Genomic DNA, 21,936 nt, shown 5'->3' with positions numbered 1-21,936 from the left:
CCGAAACCGGCGGCTCAGGGGGCGTACTTGTAGCCGACCCGGCGCACCGTCTGGATCGCGGCGCGGTGGGAGGCGCCCAGCTTGCGGCGCAGCCGGGCGATGTGGACGTCAACGGTCCGGCCGTCGCCGACGTGCCCGTAGCCCCAGACGGTGGTGACCAACTGGTCCCGGCTGTGCACCCGGTGCGGGTGCTGCACCAGGTGGGCCAGCAGCTCGAACTCCAGGTACGTCAGGTCGAGCACCCGACCGTCGACCTCGGCGGTGCGCTGCGCCGAGTCGATCCGGACCAGGCCGTCGGCCGGTCCGGCCGGGGCGTGGGCGGCCGGGGTCGACGGGACGGCGGCGGCCACCGCCTGGGGGGCGAAGGCGATCGGGGGCTGCTGGTCGGCCGGTACGAGCACCAGGTAACCGACCATCGGCGGCCGGCCCGGCAGCGTCGGCAGGGTGTGCTGGGGTGCGGGCAGCCAGGTGGCACCCGGCGGCAGGAAGTCCACCACTCGAGCCACTTCGTCCCGGTCCACGGAACGGAGTCGGTGGCGCGGACTGGGCGGATAGGTCAGGGGAGAGGTCGCAGCGGTGGCGTCGACGGTGGCGGCGGAGGAGAGGGAGCGGGTGTTCGCCATGAGTGGTCAGCTCTTTCACGCGGAGTGGTCGGCAGGAGACGTGCGTACGTCGTCGATGTCGATACCGCGCAGACCGAAGGCCTCGGGGGAGGTCGGACGGTGGATCCCGGAGGCTTTAGAGGGCCGGCGCGTTCTTCGCGCGGCAACACTCCCGGTCGTAGTCGTGGTCCTGACGGGAGGGCCAGAACGGCTCGAGGTCGCTGCGACCGTTCGAGGTGTGCGAGTGGCTGGCCATGGGCTCATTGAAGCAGAAGTGCCCGCCCCAGAGTAGGAAGCGTCTCACCCATTGGATCGGAATCTCATATTCCTCCATCAAGTCTTCGCACGGACATCACAAACGCGACAAAACGTCATGCGCGCAAGACGCATGACGCCCGCCGGGCCACAGGGGCTCGGCGGGCGTCGGTGACCCGTCCCGTACGAGGGATCAGGGATCAGGGAGCAGGGATCAGGCGATGCTGGACAGCCAGCGCTGCGCGGTGGTGGCGTTGCAGTCGTAGATCTGGAGCTGGTTGCCGTTGTCGATGCGCCCGCCCGGAACGTCCAGGCACCGGCCGCTGGTGGGGTTGTAGAACCCGCTGGTGGCGGTCGGCAGCCACTGCTGGTTCCACGCGCCGGGCGCGCAGGTGAACAGGATGGCCTTGGTGCCGTTGACCATGCCGCCGCCCTGGATGTCGACGCACTTACCGGCGATCCGGAGTTCGCCGGCCGCGGTCACGTCGAACTTCTGGGCCACGCCGCCGTTGGCGTCGTTGCAGTCCCAGAGGTGGATGCGGTTGCCGTCCTGGTTGCCGCCGTTGTCGTTGTCGGCGCACTTGGCGCTGTTGAGCGCGGAAACCAGCTTGGTGCCGGCCGCGGTGGGGACCTTGGAGTACGGGTAGAACGCGAGGTTGCTGACCCGGCCGTCGAAGTAGCTGTTCGGAGCACCCTGGTAGCGGTAGTTGCCCACGGTCAGTGCGCCGGTGGCGTTCCAGGCGTTGGCCTTGGCGTGGTAGCCGGTGCCTGCGAGGGTGCCGTTGACGTAGAGGCCGATGAAGCCGGTCGTGGCGTCATAGGTGGCGGTCAGCTGGGTCCAGGTGCCGAGCTGCACCTTGGCCGCTTCGTTCATGGTGTTGGTCTGGTCGTAACTCCAGTTGTCGTCGTCCTTCTGGGACATTGCGAAGCGCCAGGTGCCGCCGTCGTTCTTGTCCGGCCACAGGATGAACCCGCTCGACCGGCTGCCTGCCTGGCTGAGGGCCACTCCGCCGAGCGCGTCGGCCTTGGTCCACGTCGACACGGTGAAGCTGCGCGTGGTGTCGATGGCCGGTCCCGCTCCGAGGGCCGTGCCGGCGGTGCCGTTGAGGTCCAGAACCTTGCCGGGTGTGCCGGCGACGGTGTCGTCGGCCCAGGTGGCGCCGGTCGCGCTGAGGGTGAGCGGGCTGCCGCCGCGCACATCGGCGGCGGTGGTGCCGGTGGTCTCGTCGAGCTTCCAGTGGGCGGTGGAGATGCGGGCGTCGCCCATGACGTTGCGGGTGGTGAAGGTGGTGACCTTGCTGCCGGTGGTGACGCCGTTCCAGGTCAGCAGGCTCTGGTTGGCGGTCAGGGCCCACAGGTCCGGGACGCCGTCGCCGCTCGTGTCGCCGGAGGAGCCGACGACCGGGTAGCCGGCGGCGGTGACGCCGGTGCCGATCTGGGTGCGCTTGGTGTGGTCGCCGAGAGCGCCGGGGTTGCCGCGTTCGTTGGCGTACTGGTAGATCGCACCGGTGGTGGTGTCCCGGGCCCACAGGTCCGGCAGGCCGTCACCGGTGGCGTCGCCCGGGGCGATCAGGGTGAGGTTGTCCCACCCGGAGTTGCTCAGCACGAGGACGATCGGGTCGGCCAGCGTGCCGGTGGCCCCGGTGCCCTGGAAGAGCAGCAGGCGGCTGCCGGTGCCGTCGGTCTCGATGGTCAGCAGGTCGTTGAACGGGGTGACGCCGTCCTCGGGCCGGGCGTCGCCGACCGCCAGGATCTGCTTGACCCGGCTCCAGTTGGTGGCGTACTCGCTGCCGCAGGCCTCGCCGGTCGTCACGACGGTGCAGGTGAACAACGGCGGGCGCTTGACCGTCAGCGCCTTGGCGGCGTTGTAGTACAGGCCTCCGTTGGCCGCGAGGCCGCCCTGGGTGAGGGAGTTGCGGTACAGCTTGAGCTGCCCGTCCCGCCAGGCCCACAGGTCGTCGATGCGGATGCCGTTGCCACCGCGGTGGCTGGTCAGGGTGCCGTCGCCCCAGCCCTTGCCGCCCGGGCTGTTGGCCATGTTGGAGGCGATGACCCCGCCGGCGGTCGGGTCCACGGCGGTCGGATAGACCACCAGGTCGCCGGTGGCGGTGGGGGCGATGAAGTCGACGCGCTCGTCGCCGGTGATGTCGCCGAGCGTGGTCTTGGCGTTCGGGTTGTCCGGGACGTAGAAGGTGTACGTCTGCACCTGGGAGCGGTTGCCCGCCTTGTCGACCGCCTGCACGCGCAGGACGTTCGTGCCCCAGGTGGTCGGCGTCAGGTTGATCGAGGCGCTGCCGTCCGCGGCGGCGCTGACCGTGTTGGCACCGCCGACCGGGATGGCCGAGTTGAACGCCCACTCGTAGGAGAGCACACCGCTGTGGGCGTCGGTCGACTTCAGCGTGAAGCCGCCCTGCTGCCCGATCGACTTGGTGGAGCCGGGCAGCGTGCCCGAGGGCGGGTACTCGTTCGAGGTGACGACCGGGACGGACGGCGGCTGGGTGTCGATGCTGAACTTGCAGTCCGACGTGGCCCAGGCGGAGGACATGTCGCCGTCGCCGCCCTGGACCTTCCAGTAGTAGGTGTGGCCGTCGGAGAGGTTGCCCGGCCACGCCCACTGCCAGTGGGTGCCGTTCGCCAGGCCGATCCAGCCGCTGTCGTAGACGAGGGCGTCACCGTTGGCGTCGTGGACGTAGAAGCGCGCGTCGTTGGGCTGGTTCTCCGGGTCGCCGATCCAGGCGCCGATGCCCATGCCCGGGTAGCCGGTCGCGCCGATCCAGCCGCAGTGGCCGGGGCCGGACGGGTTCTGGGCGACCGGGGTGGTCACCAGGCCCCACGGGGTGTACGGGGCCCGGTTGTACTCGATGTAGAAGAACGGCAGCTTGCTCTTGTCGCGCGTGAAGCGCTTGAAGGAGTTGTTGCCGCTGGTCTTCGACTCGTTGGAGGCGAAGAGGGCGTAGGTGACGTTGCCGCGCCAGGCGTTGCCCGCCAGGTGGTCGCGCACGTCCCACTCACCACGGGTGGTGGAGCCGGAGCAGCCCGGGCCGCCGGCGCTGTTCATCGAGGTCGTCCGCAGGACCTCCCAGTCGCGGGGCTGGGTGCGCCAAGTGATGTTCGACAGCAGCGGCTCGGTGGAGTGCAGGTCCACGTTGTAGCTGTTGGAGCAGGTGGCGTCCGCCGCGTAGGACTGAGTGGCGTTGAAGGAGGCCTTCTTGATGCTCTTGTCACCGAGGTCGCCGGTGTCGAGCTGGACGTAGTAGCGCTCGATGCCGGTGCGGGACTGCCAGCGCTGGTAGCCGACGCCCGGGTCGTACTGGTCGCCGTAGTCGTCGTAGTTGACGGTGTCGGGGTACGCCTCCTGGACCCACGCCCAGTGCTGGGTACCGCGGCTGGTCGGCGCCCAGGCGGGGTCGATGTAGACCGGGTACGCCGTGGACGCGTCGTTCAGGAACGACGGGTCCGGGGTCAGGGTCACGGAGCCCTGGCCGAGTTCGGTCCGCAGCTCGGAGACCTTGGCGTGCGCGCCGGGACCGCCGCTGTCGGAGGCCGGCTTGGCCTTGGCGGCCGCGTCTGCCTGCTGCGGTGCGGCGGCGCGGGCCAGCCGGGAGAACTTGGGGGTGCCGGCCGCGGGCGGGGCCGGGACGGCCGCCTCGGCGCCGGAGTCCCACATGGTGGGGACCGGGGCGTGGAAGACCGTACGGCCGGAGGCGTCGGCGGCCTTGAGGTTGCCGCTGCCGTCGGCGCTGACGTTCACGCCCTCGCCCTTGAGCCCCATGGTGAGCTTCGCGAGCTTGGGGTGCCGGGCCGCCTCGGCCGACTTCACCACCAGGATCTGCGAGATGCCGCCGGATGCGTCGGCGGTGACCTTCAGGTCGGTGCCCGGAGCGACCTCCGGGTACGTGGCGCCGGCGCCGTCGAGCACCGGCTTCGGCAGCGACTCCGGCCAGGTCAGCTCGAGCTTCTTGCCGTCCTGGTCGAGCGTGGCCAGCGGCGCGTTGCCGCCGCCGGACAGCGTCAGACCGCTCGTGGTGGCCTTGGGGCGCAGCTGGCCGTCGGACGACGCGGAGAGCGTGGCGTCCAGGTCGGCCCAGGTGCCGCCCTTCCTGGTACGGACCGGGGCCACGCTGCGGGTGAGCCCGAGGGTCCCGTCCGGATTGGCGACGACGGTGTCGGTCTCGGTCGTCGCGGCCGCGACGGGCACCGGCTTGCCGGTGCGCTTGGCCTCGGCGAGCGCGGCGTCCTCGGCCTTCTCCTTCTCGGTGAGCGGCCGCTGAGGCGGCGTCGTCGGCGTCGTCGGCGTCTGCGGCGTCGACCGAGCGGTTTTCGGCGTGCCCGAAGTGCTCGGCGCCGGCTTGGCCTTGCTGTCCTGCGTGGCCTTGCTGCCCGACGCGTTCGGGCTCGGTGCGGCGTACGCGGGCAGCGCGCCGACCATGCCTACGGACAAGGCAAGGCTGACGAGACCCGCGAGCGCGGCCGGACGGCCCCTGCCCCGCGTTCTCTCTGTGCCCCCCATGTGGACCCCCAATTGGTGCTGTGGCTCGGATGACTTGTGGCGCTACACGATCGAAAGTGAGAGCGATCACTCTGCGCCACGGCGGATCATACGGTGACCTAAAGCTGACCTAAAATGCGCCCACAAAGATCGTAAAGATCTTCATGTCGACAATTCATTGGGGGGCGTGCCGTGTTGGCACCGTCTGAATTGCGCGCGTGGGGGAGACGTACCGTCCTCGCGCGCCGCACCACCGTGGGCATAGGCGTCGCGCTCGCACTGATCCTGGGCTCCGGCCCGGCTCAGGCAGCCGACTGGAAGCCCAAGGACACCCGGCGCTGGGCGCCGGAGAAGCTGAAGAAGACCGACTCGGTCACCGGAAAGAACGCCGCCAAGTCGGCTGCCGCCGCGGCCGCCTCCAAGGAGCGCGGCGACGGCGCCGGCACCTTCAAGCCCCGTGACGTGGCCTGGCCCGCCGCCGGTCAGGCCAAGGTGGACCTGAACGCGGCACCGCCCGCGCCGCCGCTGGGCGCCCGCTTCCTGGCCGGTGCCCGGTCGGCCGCTCCCGCCGCACCGGTGGCCGAGCCCAGCCGCGCCGGCTCGGCCCCCGTGTGGGTCGAGGCCGCCGACCGCGCGCGCTCCGGCAACGCAGGCCCGCGCACCGGCAAGGCCTCGGTCACCCTGGCCGACAAGAAGGCCGCCGAGAAGGCCGGAGTCCAGGGCCTGCTGCTCGCGGTCAAGTCCGCCGAGGGCACCGAGAAGGGCGCCCCGGTCAAGGTCTCGGTCGACGTCTCGCACATCGCCGGCGCCTTCGGCGGCGACTGGCTCTCCCGGGCCCGGCTCGTCGAGCTGCCCGAGTGCGCGCTCATCACGCCCGACCGCCCCGAGTGCCAGAAGCAGACCCCGGTGGCCACCGTCAAGGACGGGGACCGGCCGGGCCTGTTGAGCGCCGAGGTCTCCCTCAAGGCCGACGGCCCGGCCGCGGACGCCACCCGCCTCAACGCCGCCGCGAGCGGAGCGACCGTACTGGCCGCCTCCGCCGCCCCCGGCGGCAGCGCCGGCACCTACGGCGCCACCAGCCTCGCCCCCTCCGGTTCCTGGAGCCAGGGCGGCAGCACCGGCGGCTTCTCGTGGACGTACCCGATCGACGTCCCGGACGGCCTGGGCGGCACCAAGCCCAGCGTCAGCCTCTCGTACAGCTCGCAGTCGGTCGACGGCCGTACCGCGGCGACGAACAACCAGGCGTCGTGGATCGGCGAGGGCTGGGACTACACCCCCGGCTTCGTCGAGCGCACCTTCAAGCCCTGCTCCAAGGACGGCCAGAAGGACTCCGGCGAGCAGTGCCTGGCGGGCCACAACGCCACCATCTCGCTGGACGGCAAGTCCTCCACCCTGGTCCGCGACGACACCTCCGGCACCTGGCGGCTGGAGAACGACGACGCCTCCAAGGTCGAGAAGCTCACCGGCGCCACCAACGGCGACAACAACGGCGAGTACTGGAAGGTCACCACGGCCGACGGCACCCAGTACTACTTCGGCGTCGGCCGCAAGCCCGGCAGCTCCACCGCCCCGGCCACCAACTCGGCCTGGACCACCCCCGTGTACGGCAACAACGCCGGCGAGGAGTGCAACAAGTCGACCTTCGACGCCTCCTGGTGCATGCAGGCCTACCGCTGGAACCTCGACTTCGTCGTGGACCCGCGCGGCGGCATGATCACCCACTGGTACGACGTCGCGACCAACTACTACAAGCGCGGTGTCTCCGAGGCCACCCCCACGGGCACGCTGACCAAGTACACCCGCGGCGGCAACCTGGCCAAGACCACGTACGGTTCGAAGCTGACGGACGCGGACACGGTCAAGCCGACCGCCCAGGTCCTCTTCACCACCGCCGAGCGCTGCCTGCCCGACGCGGGCTTCGACTGCGCGCCGGCCAAGCTGACCAAGGCGAACGCCGCGAAGTGGCCGGACGTCCCGTTCGACCAGAACTGCGCCTCCACGGGCACCTGTGAGAACTACTCGGCGACGTTCTGGACCACCAAGCGCCTGACGAAGATCACCACCCAGGTGCTCAACGGCGCCGGCAGCGGCTACGACGACGTCGACTCGTACGCGTTCACCCACGAGTTCCCGAATCCGCAGGACCAGACCGCGCCCGCCCTGTGGCTGGCGTCGATCCAGCGCTCGGGCCACGACGGCGCGACGAAGCTCACCACCCCGGCGATCACCTTCACCGGCCGGCTGATGAACAACCGCGTCGACTCCAGCGGTGACAACAAGCCCGCCATGAACCGGCGCCGCATCGTCTCCGTCACCGCCGAGACCGGCCAGGTCACGGACGTCGGCTACGCCGACCCCGACTGCACCCCCGGCACGGGTCTGCCGACCTCCCAGGACGGCAACACCACCCGCTGCTACCCGGTGTACTGGAACCCGGACCCGAAGAGCCCGAACGACCCGACGCTGGACTGGTTCCACAAGTACGTGGTCAACCGGGTCACCGAGATCGACCCGTTCGGCGGCTCCCGTCCGCAGGAGACCCGCTACGAGTACGTCGGCGGCGCCGCCTGGCACCGCGACGACGAGGAGACCACCGAGGACAAGCAGCGGACCTGGAACCAGTTCCGCGGCTACGAGCAGGTCATCACCCGCGCGGGCACCGCCCCGGACGTGGTCTCGAAGTCGGCCTCCTTCTACCTGCGCGGCATGGACGGCGACACCAAGGCCGACGGCAGCAAGCGCACCGCCACCTTCACGGGCATCGCCGGCAACACCATCAAGGACAGCAACCCGCTGGCCGGCAGCGTCCGTGAGTCCCAGACCTTCGCCTCCGACGGCGGCGAACTGGTCGCGGTCTCGCAGTCCGAGCCCTGGCTCTCGCCGGTCACGGCGACCCACAGCCGCGGCACGAAGCTGCCTGCGCTGACCGCGCAGATGCTGCGCGGCGGCTCCGCCAAGGACAAGGCGCTGCGCGCCGACAAGACCTGGCAGAGCACGTCGAAGACGGCGACGTTCGACACCACGTACGGCATGCCGGTGTCGGTCCTGGACCGCGCCGACGGCCTGCCGGACGTGTGCACCACCACGTCCTACGCCCGCAACACGGGCGCCTGGATGATCGACCGCGTCTCGGAGACCGTCCAGGTCCAGGGCGACTGCGCCACGGCGGCCACGGAGTCCAACACCCTGGGCCGCAGCCGCACCCTCTACGACGCCCAGCCCCACGGCACCCTGACGGGCGCGGGCCAGGTCACGAGCACGGAGGAACTGGACCGCTTCGAGGGCGGCCAGCCGAAGTTCTCGCTGAACTCGACCGTGACGTACGACGCCTACGGCCGTGTGACGACCGCGACGGACGCGGCGGGCGCGAAGACGACGACGGAGTACACCCCGTCGACGCTGTTCGCCCCGACGAGCATCAAGGTCACCAACGCCAAGAACTGGTCGACAACGTCCACGTACCACCCGCTGCGGGAAGTCCCGGTCAAGGTGGAGGACCACAACGGCCGCACCAGCGAGCAGGCGATCGACGCCCTGGGCCGCATCACGGCGATGTGGAAGCCGGGGCGTGCGCGCAGCGACGCGGCGAACCAGGTCATCGAGTACGACCTGGCCAACACCGGCACCAGCTCGGTCACGACCAAGACGCTGCGCTCGGACGAGTCCTACGCCGCGAGCATCGAGATCCTCGATGCCTTCGGCAAGACCGTCCAGGTCCAGGGAGTCACCGCCAACGGCGGCACCGGCAGGGTCATCACCGACACGTTCTACGACAGCTTCGGCCGGCCCTCCAAGGCAAACGCGCCGTACTTCAACAACACCTCCACAGAGCCGGTCAAGACCCGCTTCGTCGCCAACGACAACACGGTCCCGAACCAGAGCACGATCCTCTATGACGGCCTCGGCAGATCCGTGGCGGAGATCTTCTCCTCGAAGGCCGTCGAGCAGTGGCGCGGCACCACCGCCTACCCGGGCGCGGACCGCACTGACTCGACGCCGCCCCAGGGCGCCATCGCCACCAGCACCCACACCGACGCGCGCGGCCGCACGGTGGAGAAGCGGCAGTACAAGGCGGGCAGCCCCACGGGTGAGTTCGACGCGACCCGCTACGCATACGACACCGAGGGCCAGCTGACCCAGGTCACCGACCCGGCCGGCAACGTCTGGAAGAACGGCTACGACCTGCACGGGCGCCAGACCCGGTCCGAAGACCCGGACAAGGGCGCGACGACCACCACCTACGACGCCGCCGACCGTCCGGTCTCCGAGACCGACGCCCGTGGCATCACCACCTTCACCAGCTACGACATCCTGGGCCGTCCGACCTCCCGCAACCTCGGAGCGGTCGACGGCACGAAGATCGCCACGTTCGAGTACGACACGGTGGTGCCCGGCCTTCCGGCCGCCTCCACCAGCTGGGTCGACGGCAAGCCGTGGCGTCAGGAGGTCACGGCCTACGACGACGACTACCGGGCCGTCGGCAGCAAGCTGACCGTTCCGGCGGGCGAGGGCGCGCTCAGTACCTCGTACACCTCGTCGGCGTACTACGACTCCATCACCGGCGAGGCGGACTTCACCGACCAGCCGGCGGCGGGCGGCCTGCCCAAGGAGAGGCTGTACGTCGGCCGCAACGTGAACGGCCTGCCAGTTTCGGTGGGTACGAACACCACCACCTACGTCAACTTCACCGACTACGACGAGCTCGGCCAGGTACAGCGGACCACGCTGGGCGCCATGCCCAAGCAGGTCGCCCTCACCCTGGTGGCCGACCCGGCCACCGGCCGCCTGCTGCAGACCAAGCTCGACAAGGAGGACGCGTCCGGGTCGGTCGACATCACCGACTACACCTACACCCCGGCCGGTGACGTCACCTCCGTCTCCAGCCAGCAGGGCGGCGTGCGCGACACGCAGTGCTTCACGTACGACCACCTGCGCCGGATGACCCGTGCGTGGACCGATACCGGGACCACCACGACCCGGCCCGGGCCGTCCGTCCCCGGCGTCGGCGGCTGCACCAGCACCGCTCCGCAGGCGGGCAAGGTCGGAGGTCCGGCACCGTACCACCAGGCGTTCACCTACGACGTCACCGGAAACCGGACCTCGGTTACCGACCACGACCCGGCCGGCGACGCCGCCAAGTCGACGACGACCACCAACACCTTCCCGGCCCCGGGCCAACCGCGCCCGCACGCCCCGACCTCGACGAAGAAGCAGACCGGCAGCGGCCCGGTCGTCACCACCAACTCCACGTACGACGAGACCGGGAACACGCTGACGCGGCCGGACCTCGCGGGCAACACCCAGACGTACACATGGACCCCGGAGGGCAACCTCGCCTCGGCGAAGACGAGCGCCGGAACCTCCACGTACATCTACGACGCAGAGGGCAACCGCCTGGCACGCAAGGACCCGGGCAAGACCACTCTGTACCTGGGTTCCACCGAGCTCACCCTCAACACCACGACCAACACGGTCACCGGTACCCGCTACTACGGCACCCCGGGCGGCGCGACCGTCGTCCGCTCTTCCAACGGAACCTTGTCCTACATCGGGGCCGACCACCACGGCACCGGCACCACGGCGATCGACGCCACGACCCTCCAGGTCCAGCGTCAGGCCACCAAACCGTTCGGTGAGGACCGCGGCACGGAGCCGACGTCGTGGCCGGGCGAGCGCGGCTTCGTCGGCGGCACCGAGGACAAGGCCACCGGCCTGACCCACCTCGGGGCACGCGAGTACGACACCCGCACAGGCACGTTCCTCTCGGTCGACCCGGTCATGGACCCGACCGATCCGCAGCAGCTCCAGGGCTACCTGTACGCCAACAACAGCCCGATGACCTTCTCGGACCCGGACGGTCTGTTCTGGGGCGCGCTCAAGAAGGCCGCCAAGAAGGTCGGCGGCGCGATCAACAAGTACGGCCACACCGCGCTCGACGTGGCCGGCATGATCCCGGTCATCGGTGAGGCCGCCGACCTGGTCAACGGCGTCTGGTACGCCGCCCAGGGCGACTGGAAGAACGCGGCGATGTCCTTCGCCTCGATGATCCCGGTCGCGGGCGCCGCCATCGCCGGTACCCGCCTGGGCGCCAAGGCCGTCAAGTACGCCACCAAGTACACGAGCAGGGTCAGCAAGGCCTCTCCCGTGCGCAAGGTGAGCGGCTGGACCTCGCGGTCCGGCCCGCGCGCGGGCGCCGGCAAGGCGGGCGGCGGCAGGGCCGGCTGGTCCTCATCCGGCAGCTCCAAGAAACTCTGGTCGGGCAAGAGCTCCGGCGGCGCCAAGGCGGTCAATTCGGGCAGCCGGCGGACGGCGGCCAAGGCGTCGTGCGACAACAGTTTCGTGCCCGGCACCGAGGTACTGCTCGCAGACGGCACCCGCAAGCCCATCGAGGAGCTGAAGGGCGGCGACAAGGTCCTGTCGGCCGATCCGTCCACCGGGCGGGTCGAGGGTAAGGAAGTCACCTCCACCATCACCGGCGAGGGCGACAAGAAGCTGGTCGAGATCACGGTCGCCATGGCGGACGGCAAGACGGAGTCTGTCACCGCAACGGACACCCACCCGTTCTGGGTGCCCGAGCGGCACGAGTGGGTCGACGCGACCGACCTCCAGCCCGGTCAGTGGCTGGAGACGTCGGCCGGCACCAAGGTCCAGATCACCGCGGTCGGCCGCCACACCCAGCAACAGCGCGTCCACAACCTCACGGTGGACGACTTCCACACGTACTACGTGCTGGCGGGTGCCACCGGTGTACTCGCGCACAACTGCCCGACCTTCAAGGGCGACTACCCGATGTCCGACAAGCTGATCAATTCCAACGTCGGGTTCAAGTACCAGATCCATGTCACCGGCACGAAGTCGGAGCAATGGTGGGAGCACAACGGTTCGCTGATCAAGGTGGACGGCGGCCCGGATGCGAACGGGTGGATCACCGAGGCGAAGTGGACCGGCCGGGAAGACATCCCGAACGGATTCGACAAGAGCCTCTACAATCCCAGCCACAAGCGCACGCGATTCAGTGAAGAAACCACCGTCGATCAGGCGCGCAGGCTCTTGGATCTGAATGCCGCATTGGGTGGCCGTGGTGTACGCTACGCCGTGTCCAACGAGTCTGGCGCCGCATTCTACCGAGCCGTTCTACGTGAATGGTTCCCGGCGGAAATGGAAAGCGGCGTGCTCCGGGTCTTCCACGTCTCGGGAATAGGGATGTAACAGTGATCGACATCGACCTGGAACCGCTGGTGGAGCTCGTGCGCCTGGCCACGCGCTTCGAACACCCGTGGAACGAGGAGCGCATTACGTCCGAACTGCTGCGTTCGGGCTGGAAGGCCGTAGGCTCGGTCTCCCTCCCTTATCCGCAGCGCCTGGGGCGGAACGGCCTGCTCCTCGGCGCCGAGTGTGACGAGGATCCGGCATACATCGGAGTCACGCTGAAGGAATGGCAGCCCGACTTCAATTCGCCCGACTATCTTCGGGCCATCAGGGAGGGCTATGAGGACGAGATCAGGGATTCGCAGGAACTGGCCGGACGGTTCTCCGCCCTGCTGGGCGAGAGTCTTTCTGTAGATCCGGAAGAGCTGATCCTCGACTCGGATGAATTCTTCTTCGTGCACACGGAATGCTGGAAGGTCGACAACGTGCACGTGGTCCTCGGACTTGAGCACTTGTCCTCGGACGACACCGCCATCACGGTCTCGCTGTACGTGATCAGCGGAACCGACGCACAGTAGAAGACCCGGCAAGCGGAGCTGCCCCCCGACGGACCGTCCGTCGGGGGGCAGCTCCGCTTCGGTGCCGTGTGACTGCATCCGGGGAAGGGGGCGACGGAGCGTGGGCGGGGTGCCGTGGCCGGTAGACGACCTCCACACGCACTTCGTGGGGCGGGCGCGATGGGCGCCGTCGGTTTTCATGGGTGGTCCGAGGACGTCGTCCCGCTGACCTTCCCGGAGGCCTGGCGGCTGCGCGCCGAGGGGGACGGCCTGGGCGGGTGACACCGGCCGGGCCTCGTCGTGCAGTCGGCCCAGCGGTCGCCGGCAGCGCGACGGCCCGCCCTCCGGGTGGGGAGGGCGGGCCGCCGCACTGTGTCGTATGACCGGGGGCCGGGTCGGTCAGACCAGACCGTCCTTCTCCAGGCCCGTGCAGCAGGTGTCCGTGATGAGGCGGGTCACGACGTACGGGTCCACGTTCGCGTTCGGGCGGCGGTCCTCGATGTAGCCCTTGCCGTCCTTCTCCACCTGCCACGGGATGCGGACCGAGGCGCCGCGGTCCGAGACGCCGTAGCTGAACTCGTTCCACGGGGCGGTCTCGTGCAGACCCGTCAGGCGCTCGTCGATGCCGGCGCCGTAGTTCTTGACGTGGTCCAGCGGCTTGCTGCCCTCGCCCAGCGCCTCGCACGCGGAGATGATCGCGCGGTAGTCCTCGCGCATCGCCTTCGTGGAGAAGTTGGTGTGCGCGCCCGCGCCGTTCCAGTCGCCCTTCACCGGCTTCGGGTTCAGCGTCGCGGAGACGTTGAAGTCCTCGGCGGTGCGGTAGAGCAGCCAGCGCGCGATCCACAGCTGGTCGGAGACCTCCAGCGGGCCCACGGGGCCGACCTGGAACTCCCACTGGCCGGGCATGACCTCGGCGTTGATGCCGGAGATGCTCAGGCCCGCCGCGAGGCAGTGGTCCAGGTGCTTCTCGACGATGTCGCGGCCGAAGATCTCGTCCGAGCCGACACCGCAGTAGTAGCCGCCCTGCGCGGCCGGGAAGCCGCCCACCGGGAAGCCGAGCGGACGGTCGCCGTCGAAGAAGGTGTACTCCTGCTCGATGCCGAAGATCGGCTCCTGGCCGGCGAACTTCTCGGCGATCGGACGCAGCAGCGCGCGGGTGTTCGACTCGTGCGGGGTCATGTCGATGTTCAGGACCTCGCACAGGACGAGGACGTTGTCGCCGCCGCGGATCGGGTCCGGGCAGGAGAACACCGGGTTGAGCACGCGGTCGGAGGCGTGGCCCTCGGCCTGGTTGGTGCTCGATCCGTCGAAGCCCCAGATCGGCAGCGCGCCGCCGTCCCCGATGATCTTCGTCTTGGAGCGAAGCTTCGCCGTCGGCTCGGTGCCGTCGATCCAGATGTACTCAGCCTTGTAGCTCACGGGCCCCATCCTCAGACTCTGCGGGTGCTGCTGGTCGCTGCTTCATCGCTGCGGTGATGACCGCAGCGTGCCCGCCCGCGATTTCTCTTCCGTTGCCCGTGTGTGAACCCCGTGTTACCGAGGTTTGCACCGCAGGTCGGGCGGGTTGTGCGGGTTGGTGACGGCGCGCCCGTCCGGGTGGGGCAGACTGACCGCGTGAGCATTTCGTCTGATTTGAACTCCACCGAAGGCCCCGTCGAGAGCGCCGCCGAACGCGTCGCCGACGGTGCCACCGACCAGGACCCGGCAGGCCGCCGCCCCCGGGTCGGACTGCTGGGCACCGGCCCTTGGGCGCACCGCACCCACGCCCCCGCCCTCGCCGCGCACGCCGGCTCCGACTTCGCCGGGGTGTGGGGCCGGCGGCCCGAAGCCGCGGCCGAGCTGGCGCACGAGTACGGCGTGAAGGTGTACGAAGACCCCGACGCGTTGTTCGCCGAGTGTGACGCCGTGGCCTTCGCCCTGCCGCCCGATGTGCAGGCCGCCATGGCCGTCCGCGCCGCCGCCGCGGGATGCCACCTGCTCCTCGACAAGCCCGTCGCCACCACCGTCGAGGACGCCCGGGCCGTCGCCGAGGCGGCCGCGCGCCACCAGGTCGCCTCCGTCGTCTTCCTCACCCTGCGCTTCGCCGAGCCCACCGCGAGCTGGGTCGACGAACAGGCCGCACGGTCCGGCTGGTTCACGGCCGCGGCCCACTGGCTCGGCGCCGTCTTCCCGCCCGACGGATCGCCCAGCGCCTACGCCGACTCGCCCTGGCGCAAGGCCAAGGGCGGCCTGTGGGACGTCGGCCCGCACGCCCTCTCCGTCCTGATCCCGGTCCTCGGCGAGGTCACCGCGATCAGCGCCACCCGAGGCCCTTCCGACGTGGTCCAACTGGCGCTGCGCCACAGCTCCGGCGCGGCCAGCACCGCCGTGCTCAGCCTGGGTGCGCCGCCCGCGGCCGCCGGGGTGGGGCTGGAGTTGCGCGGCACCGAAGGAGTGCACGAGCTGCCCGGCTGGAGCGACGTACCGGGCGCCTACGGGCGCGCCCTGGACGCGCTGCTCACCGCGGCCCGGACGGGCGTACCGGATCCGCGCGGGGCGGAGTTCGGAGCCCGGCTGACGGAGATCCTGGCCGAGGCGGAGGCGCAGCTCCCTACTTGATCACCGCGTTCGCCACGATGATGGCCAGGCCGATGGTGGCGTCCGCCATGCCGATCGCCAGCGAGGAGCCGAACCGGTGGCCCACGCGGAGCGCGACGAGCGCGCCCCAGGCGAACAGTAGGGCCGTGTTCAGCCCCAGCCCGACGGCGGTCACCGCGTAGGCGTCCCAGCCGAACAGCCCGGCGGCGACCAGCAGCAGGACGGTGGGCAGGGCGGCCACGACCAGCGGCCACTCGTTCCACAGGCCCCGACCCAGCATCCGCCACCGGTGCCCGGCGGAGTCCCGCAGGTGGGAGGCCATGTGGTGGGAGTAGCCGTGCGCGAGCCCGGCGGTCGCGGCCGTCACGAGCACCCAGCTGGCGTCGTAGTACGGGGTGAACTCCTCCCCCTTCTGGTGCAGCGCGGCCAACAGCGCACTGGCCAGAACGGTCCCGTACGCCCCACCGAACATCCAGTCGGCCCCCCGCCGCCCGACCCGGTCCGGGCCCTCGGCGGGGAGGCCGTGCGGCTGCTGCTCCTCGTTCACGTCGGGTCCTTTGATGCGATACGTCCTCTTTGGTACTCCGGTCACCCTAGGGGGTGGAAGGTGGGAGCGGGGTGAAGAGGCGTGCGGCATCGGGAGGCGGAGGCCTTCGAAGGACACCCACAAGAACGGGTGGGCACTTCTGGTGAAGATCGACATCGTGCGGTCGGAGCGTGCTCCCCGAGGATGTGGGCAGAGCCCTTCCCGAGCGAGACCCGGGCCGGCGGCCGTCGTTCACGATCCCCCACCCGAAGGACCCACGAGTGAGCCTCCGCGAGATCAAGCCCGGCAACCGCGGCTACCTGTACGTCAACAGCCACCCGGTCGGCTGCGAGGCGGTGGTCGACCACATGTGGGGCCAGGCGCCGGAGCCTGTCGGCGACCGGCCCGGTCCCGTCGCCCTCGTCATCGGTTCCAGCGCCGGCTACGGGCTGGCCGCGACGCTGGTCGGCCTGCGTGCGCACCGGATGCGCGGTCTCGGCATCGCCTTCGAAGCCGCCGAGACGGAGCGGCGTACCGCCGGCGCGGGCTGGTACCGCACCGCGCGGACCGCCGAACTCGCCGCCGAGGCCGGCGCCGACTTCACCTTCCTCAACGGCGACGCCTTCTCCGACGGCCTCAAGGACGAGGCCGTGAGCCGGCTCGCCGACCGTTTCGGCAAGGTCGACCTGCTCATCCACAGCATCGCGGCCCCGCGTCGCACGGACCCGCTGACCGGCGAGGTCCACCACTCCGTCATCAAGCCGCTCGGCACCGACCACCGCGCGAAGACCCTCGTGTTCGAGGACGGCGTCCCGCAGGTCGGCGCGTTGCACCTGCAGGCCGCGGACGAGGCCGAGCGCGAGGCCACCGTGCAGGTCATGGGCGGCGCCGACTGGCAGAGGTGGATCGACGTGCTGGACTCCAAGGGCCTGCTCGCCGAGGGGTTCCGCACCGTCGCGCTCTCCTACGTCGGCTCCGACATCACCGCCCCCATCTACCGGGCCGGCACCATCGGCGCCGCCAAGCAGCACCTCGAGGACACCGCCCGCGCCATCGACACCCGACTGGCCGGCACGGGCCACGCCCACACCGTCGTCGCGGGCGCGGCCGTCACCCAGGCCTCCACCGCGATTCCGAGCATCGCGCTCTACACCAGCATCCTCCACCGGGTCACCGGTGACGGCTGGCAGAGCACCGTCGATCAGGCGGCGGCCCTGTGGCAGCGGCTCGTCGGTGCCGCCGATCTCGGCCTCGACGACCAGGGCCGCATCCGGTTGGACGACTGGGAGATGGACCCCCGGGTCCAGGCCGCCGTCCGCGCCACGTGGGACGCGGTCGACTCCGACACGATCGCGGCCGAGGCGGACACCGGCTGGTTCCGTGACCAGGTCGGCCGGCTCTACGGCTGGGACGTCCCCGGCGTCGACTACGGGGTCGCGGCCGAGACCTCCGTCGAGTGGCCCGCCGGCCCCGCCCCCGCCCCCGTGGCCGTCGGCTGACCGAGCGGTCCTACCGGCCCACCACCCCCGCCAGGGCTTCGAGTGCCCGGGTGAAAGCCGAGTCCGGGGGCGCCGCGTAGCCGACCACCAGGCCCTCGCGGGGTGGGGTCGGGTCGGCCGGGTGCCGGTACGTCGAGAGGCCGTCCAGTGCCAGGCCCGCCGCGTGGGCCGCGGCCAGGGCGGGGGACTCCCGGCCCGGAGCCAGTGCCAGTACGGCGTGCAGCCCGGCCGAGATGCCCGTCACCCGGACCTCCGGGGCGTGTGCCGCGAGTACGGAGACCAGCTGGTCGCGGCGGTTCCGGTAGCGCAGGCGCATCCGGCGTACGTGGCGGTCGTACGCCCCGCAGTCGATGAAGTCGGCCAGGGCCAGCTGGTCCAACGTGCTCGCCCAGGACTCCCGCAGGCCCTTCGCGGCCAGCACCTGGTCGCGCAGCCGGTCCGGGAGGACCAGCCAGCCCAGCCGCAGCGCCGGGGAGAGGCTCTTGCTCAGCGAGCCCGCGTACACCACGTGTTCGGGGGCCAGTCCCTGCAACGCGCCGACCGGCTTGCGGTCGTAGCGGAACTCCCCGTCGTAGTCGTCCTCCACGATCACGGCACCGGTGCCGCGGGCCCATTCCACGGCGGCGGCCCGCCGGGCGGGCAGCAGGCGGCCGCCGGTCGGGAACTGGTGCGCCGGTGTGAGCAGCAACGTGGGCACCCGGGCGGGGAGTTCCTTCGTCCGGGCGCCGTCCTCGTCGACCGGGACGGGGTACGGGTGGACCCCGGCGGTCTCGAGGATGCCGTGGTGGAAGGGCAGCCCGTACGCCTCGACGGCCCAGTCGGGGGGTCGGACGGACGCCAGGAGCCGTAACCCGTTGGCGAAGCCGGAGCAGATCACGATGTTCTCGGGACCGCAGCGCACGCCCCGCGCCCGGGAGAGGTAGCCGGCCAGGGCCCGCCGCAGTTCGGGGCGGCCTTGCGGATCGCCCGGTCCGAAGGCCTCGGTGGGCGCCTCGGACAGGGCACGGCGGGCGCTGGCCGCCCAGGCGTCCCGGGGGAAGGAGGCGGGGTCCGGCTTGCCCTGGAGCAGGTCGTGGCGGGGTCGGTCGGGTACGGGTCCGGCCGTGGCGGAGGGCGCGTCGGTGGTGGCGACCCCCTCGGCGACGCGGGTGCCGGAACCCTGCCGGGCGGTGAACCAGCCCTCGGCGACCAGCTCGGCGTACGCGTCGGCGACGGCGTTGCGGGCCAGTCCGAGGTCGGCGGCCAGCGTCCGGTACGGCGGCAGCAGGGTCCCGCCGGCCAGGCGGCCGCTGCGTACGGCGCTCCGCAGGGCCTGGGCGAGGGCGGTTCGCCGGGCGCCCTCGGCGGGGAGTTCCAGGTGCAGGTCGGCGCCACCGGGTCCCAGGTCGGGGGTGGTCACGGGCGCGGCTCCCGGGCGAAGACGGCGTGGGTGGCCGTCAGGAAGCGGCGTACGGTGTCCCGTTCGGCGGGGTCGAAGCCGTCGAGTACCTGGAGCACGCCGTCGATCAGGGGTCCGAAGAACTCCCGGCCCAGGCGGATCGCGGCCGGCTCCACGCGCAGCAGGATCCGGCGCCGGTCGCGGTCGTCGCGGACGCGTGCCACCTGCCCCAGCCGTTCGAGGCGGTCGATCACGGCGGTGGTGCCGGCGGAGTTGAGGCCGAGGCGGGCGCCGAGCAGGCCCGCGGTGGCCGGTTCGTCCGCGCGGGCCGCGTCGAGCAGGCAGATCAGGGCCCGTACGTCGGTGGGGTGCATGGCGTTGCGGGCGGCGAACTCGGCCTGACGCAGACCGAACTCGACGGTCACCGCGCGGAGCAGGTGCACCAGCCGAAGGTTGTCGGGCTCCTCGCGCACGGGCTCCTCGCGCACGGGTTCCTCGTCCGTCGGGTCCCCGCTCGCGGGTTCCCGGTGGTCCGGGTTCCGGTTCTTGTTCACATCGCCCCCTGGCAAAATCTCTCGCTGAGCGAGATTATCGCCTGGCAAGAGATCGCAGGCGATGGTCGGAGGAGACATTGGATCAGGCATCGGAGCGGGACATGCGCCGGACGTCTTCCTTCCGCGCCGCCTACGACACGACACTCGGCCGATGGCCCGGCCCCGTCGAGCCCGTCGACCTGCCCACCCCGTACGGGGTCACCCGCGTCAACCGCTGCGGCCCGCCCGGCGCGCCGCCGCTGGTGCTGCTGCCCGGCGGCGGGGCCACCTCCACCGTGTGGGGGGCCTGCGTCGCGGCCGGGGCGGCCCGCGCCCACCAGGTGCACGCCGTGGACCTGGTGGGTGACCCCGGGCTCAGCGTGCCGGCGGCCGACCGGGCGATCCGCTCCGTCGGGGACCTGGTCGGCTGGCTCGACGCGGTCCTCGACGCGGTCCTCGACGGCCCGGGCCCGCGCGGGCCGGTGACCCTCGCCGGGCACTCGTACGGGGCCTGGATCGCCGCCCACTACGCCGCCCTGCGCCCGACCCGGCTCGACCGCCTGGCGCTGCTCGACCCGACCCAGGTCTTCGCGGGGCTGCGCCCGCGCTACGTACTGCGCGCCCTACCCATGCTGGTGCGGCCCACCCCCGAGCGGATCCGCTCCTTCCTCGCCTGGGAGACCCGCGGGGCCGCACTCGATCCGACCTGGCTGCGGCTGCAGGAGGAGAGCGCCGGGTTTCCCACGGTCCGGCCGGTCACCGGGCCGCGCCCGGACCTGGCCGGGCTCGCGCACCCCTCGGGCGCGGGCCCGCGGGTCGACGTCCTCTTCGGCCGGCTCGCCCGCTGCCACGACTCCGACCGCGCGGCCTGGGTGGCGCGCGAGGTGCTGCCGAGCGCGCGTGTCGACGTACTGCCCGGGGTGGCGCACCACGCGCTGCCGCTGACGGCGGCCGACGAGATCGTCGGCCGGCTCGCCCTCTGAGTGCGGCACCGGATCCCGCGCGGCATCGCGACGTCAGCGAGAACGAGCGGTACTTTTCCTGACATGTCCGCCGATCCAGCCGTTGCGGCCACTTCTGTCGCGACGCCGCCCGTGCCCACGCCGCACCGAGCGCACCACCCGCACCAGCCGCACCAGCCGCGTCTGCTGTACGACGCCTGTCCGCTCTGCGTCGCCCCCGAGATCTCCGTGCTGCGCAACGGCGACTGCTCAGGGCATCCGCTCTACAAGCCGGTGATCGCCCCGACCATGGTCTGGATGCGCTGCGCCGCCTGCGGACACGTCTTCACCGACGGCTGCTTCTCGGACGAGGTCTGCGCGGAGATCTTCTCCTCGACCAACCCGAACCAGCAGCCGGGCGCGGGGTTCGAGCAGAACCGCTACCTCTCGGCGCGCATCGTGGAGCGGGTCGCCCGCTACGTGGCCGACGGCTGCTGGCTCGACGTCGGCTTCGGCAACGGATCGCTGCTGTTCACCGCGGAGGAGTGGGGCTTCGAGCCCCAGGGCATCGACCTGCGGCCCTCGACAGCCGAAGGGTTGCGCCGACTCGGCATCGAGGCGCACTGCGCCGACCTCAGGCAGCTCGACGCGCCCGGCCGGTACTCCGTGATCAGCATGGCCGACGTACTGGAGCACATGCCGTACCCCGGTGAGGGCCTGGTCGCCGCCCACCGGTTGCTGCGTGAGGACGGCGTCCTCTTCGCGTCGATGCCCCACTACGACTCCGCGGTCTGGCGGCTGCTGGACGCGGGCGGCGCCAACCCCTACTGGGGGGAGCTGGAGCACTTCCACAACTTCAGCCGCCCCCGCCTCTACGCGCTGCTGGCCGAGCACGGCTTCGAACCCGTTCACTATGCGGTCAGCGAGCGCTACCGGGCGTGCATGGAAGTGATCGCGCGCCGCGTCTGACCGGGTGGGCGTGGCGAGATGCTCCTATCCCTTGCGGGACAGGGCCTCGCGGACCGCTTCCTCGGACCGGCCGACCACGGCCGTGCCGTCCTCGGCGGTGATGATCGGGCGCTGGATGAGCTTCGGGTGGGCCGCGAGGTGGGCGATCCAGAGCCCGCGTGCCGCGTCGGTCTCCTCGCGCGGCAGCTCCTTGACCCCGGTCTCCGCGGCGAGCGGATCCGAGGTGCGCGTGATGTCCCACGGCTCCAGCCCGAGACGGCCGAGCACCTCGCGGATCTCGTCCTCGGAGGGCACGTCCTCCAGGTAACGGCGCACCGTGTAGTCGGCGCCCTCGGCGTCCAGCAGGGTCAGGGCGCTGCGGCACTTGGAACAGGCGGGATTGATCCAGATCTCCATGGCGCCAACCCTACCCAGGCCCGTTCCGGCCAGGGCTTCTGTCAGTGGTCGCAGGTAAAATCGAG

General features: G+C 71.1%; 13 protein-coding genes. 6 read left to right on the top strand and 7 right to left on the bottom strand.

Annotated features, from left to right (window positions below):
- Positions 1-14 precede the first annotated feature (14 nt).
- Complete coding sequence (locus tag BCL76_RS06840) at positions 15-623, bottom strand: winged helix-turn-helix domain-containing protein (protein ID WP_109778609.1); 609 nt, start codon at positions 621-623, stop codon at positions 15-17.
- 448 nt (positions 624-1,071) lie between these two features.
- Entirely contained in the window at positions 1,072-5,298 is a 4,227-nt protein-coding gene (locus BCL76_RS06835; RefSeq protein ID WP_146228328.1) for a ricin-type beta-trefoil lectin domain protein, read from the bottom strand.
- A gap of 240 nt (positions 5,299-5,538) precedes the next feature.
- On the opposite strand from BCL76_RS06835, the gene BCL76_RS06830 reads away from it, so the two are divergent.
- Complete coding sequence (locus tag BCL76_RS06830) at positions 5,539-12,555, top strand: polymorphic toxin-type HINT domain-containing protein (protein WP_146228327.1); 7,017 nt, start codon at positions 5,539-5,541, stop codon at positions 12,553-12,555.
- 2 nt (positions 12,556-12,557) lie between these two features.
- A complete protein-coding gene (locus tag BCL76_RS06825; RefSeq protein ID WP_109778606.1) occupies positions 12,558-13,073 on the top strand; it encodes a hypothetical protein in 516 nt (171 codons plus the stop codon).
- A 378-nt stretch (positions 13,074-13,451) separates the two neighbouring features.
- Here the strand turns inward: BCL76_RS06825 and glnII are convergent, their stop codons facing one another.
- Positions 13,452-14,471: a glutamine synthetase gene (gene glnII, locus BCL76_RS06820; RefSeq protein WP_109778605.1), complete on the bottom strand. Its 1,020-nt coding sequence runs from the start codon at positions 14,469-14,471 to the stop codon at positions 13,452-13,454.
- A gap of 309 nt (positions 14,472-14,780) precedes the next feature.
- Here glnII and BCL76_RS06815 point away from each other — a divergent pair, with 309 nt between their 5' ends.
- A complete protein-coding gene (locus BCL76_RS06815; protein ID WP_258309458.1) occupies positions 14,781-15,650 on the top strand; it encodes a Gfo/Idh/MocA family protein in 870 nt (289 codons plus the stop codon).
- Here the strand turns inward: BCL76_RS06815 and BCL76_RS06810 are convergent.
- Complete coding sequence (locus BCL76_RS06810; protein ID WP_258309387.1) at positions 15,643-16,176, bottom strand: hypothetical protein; 534 nt, start codon at positions 16,174-16,176, stop codon at positions 15,643-15,645. The genes BCL76_RS06815 and BCL76_RS06810 overlap by 8 nt on opposite strands.
- Positions 16,177-16,436: 260 nt before the next feature.
- Between BCL76_RS06810 and BCL76_RS06805 the strand changes: the two genes are divergently transcribed.
- A complete protein-coding gene (locus BCL76_RS06805; RefSeq protein ID WP_109778603.1) occupies positions 16,437-17,654 on the top strand; it encodes an enoyl-[acyl-carrier-protein] reductase FabV in 1,218 nt (405 codons plus the stop codon).
- A 10-nt stretch (positions 17,655-17,664) separates the two neighbouring features.
- Here the strand turns inward: BCL76_RS06805 and pdxR are convergent, their stop codons facing one another.
- Entirely contained in the window at positions 17,665-19,053 is a 1,389-nt protein-coding gene (pdxR, locus tag BCL76_RS06800) for a MocR-like pyridoxine biosynthesis transcription factor PdxR (protein ID WP_109778602.1), read from the bottom strand.
- Positions 19,050-19,505, bottom strand: a complete 456-nt coding sequence (locus tag BCL76_RS06795) for a MarR family transcriptional regulator (protein WP_375137894.1) — start codon at positions 19,503-19,505, stop codon at positions 19,050-19,052. Before BCL76_RS06795 ends, pdxR begins: the two co-directional genes overlap by 4 nt.
- Before the next feature lie 182 nt (positions 19,506-19,687).
- Between BCL76_RS06795 and BCL76_RS06790 the strand changes: the two genes are divergently transcribed.
- Positions 19,688-20,548: an alpha/beta fold hydrolase gene (locus BCL76_RS06790; RefSeq protein ID WP_109778600.1), complete on the top strand. Its 861-nt coding sequence runs from the start codon at positions 19,688-19,690 to the stop codon at positions 20,546-20,548.
- A gap of 63 nt (positions 20,549-20,611) precedes the next feature.
- Positions 20,612-21,475: a class I SAM-dependent methyltransferase gene (locus BCL76_RS06785; RefSeq protein WP_109778599.1), complete on the top strand. Its 864-nt coding sequence runs from the start codon at positions 20,612-20,614 to the stop codon at positions 21,473-21,475.
- Positions 21,476-21,499: 24 nt separating this feature from the next.
- On the opposite strand, the gene BCL76_RS06780 is transcribed toward BCL76_RS06785, so the two are convergent.
- Positions 21,500-21,871 carry an ArsC/Spx/MgsR family protein gene (locus BCL76_RS06780; protein WP_109778598.1) on the bottom strand — a complete coding sequence of 124 codons (372 nt, stop codon included), beginning with the start codon at positions 21,869-21,871 and terminating at the stop codon, positions 21,500-21,502.
- Positions 21,872-21,936 lie beyond the last annotated feature (65 nt).

Origin of the sequence: Streptomyces sp. CG 926 (assembly GCF_003148825.1) — a bacterium.
Taxonomy (GTDB): domain Bacteria; phylum Actinomycetota; class Actinomycetes; order Streptomycetales; family Streptomycetaceae; genus Streptomyces.
The sequence above is the reverse complement of the archived record's forward strand: the minus strand, read 5'-3'. Positions and strand labels throughout refer to the sequence as shown.

Coding starts and splice junctions, on each gene's coding strand:
- BCL76_RS06840 (WP_109778609.1), bottom strand. CDS start 623: ATGGCGAACACCCGCTCCCTCTCCTCCGCCGCCACCGTCGACGCCACC.
- BCL76_RS06790 (WP_109778600.1), top strand. CDS start 19,688: ATGCGCCGGACGTCTTCCTTCCGCGCCGCCTACGACACGACACTCGGC.
- BCL76_RS06785 (WP_109778599.1), top strand. CDS start 20,612: ATGTCCGCCGATCCAGCCGTTGCGGCCACTTCTGTCGCGACGCCGCCC.
- BCL76_RS06780 (WP_109778598.1), bottom strand. CDS start 21,871: ATGGAGATCTGGATCAATCCCGCCTGTTCCAAGTGCCGCAGCGCCCTG.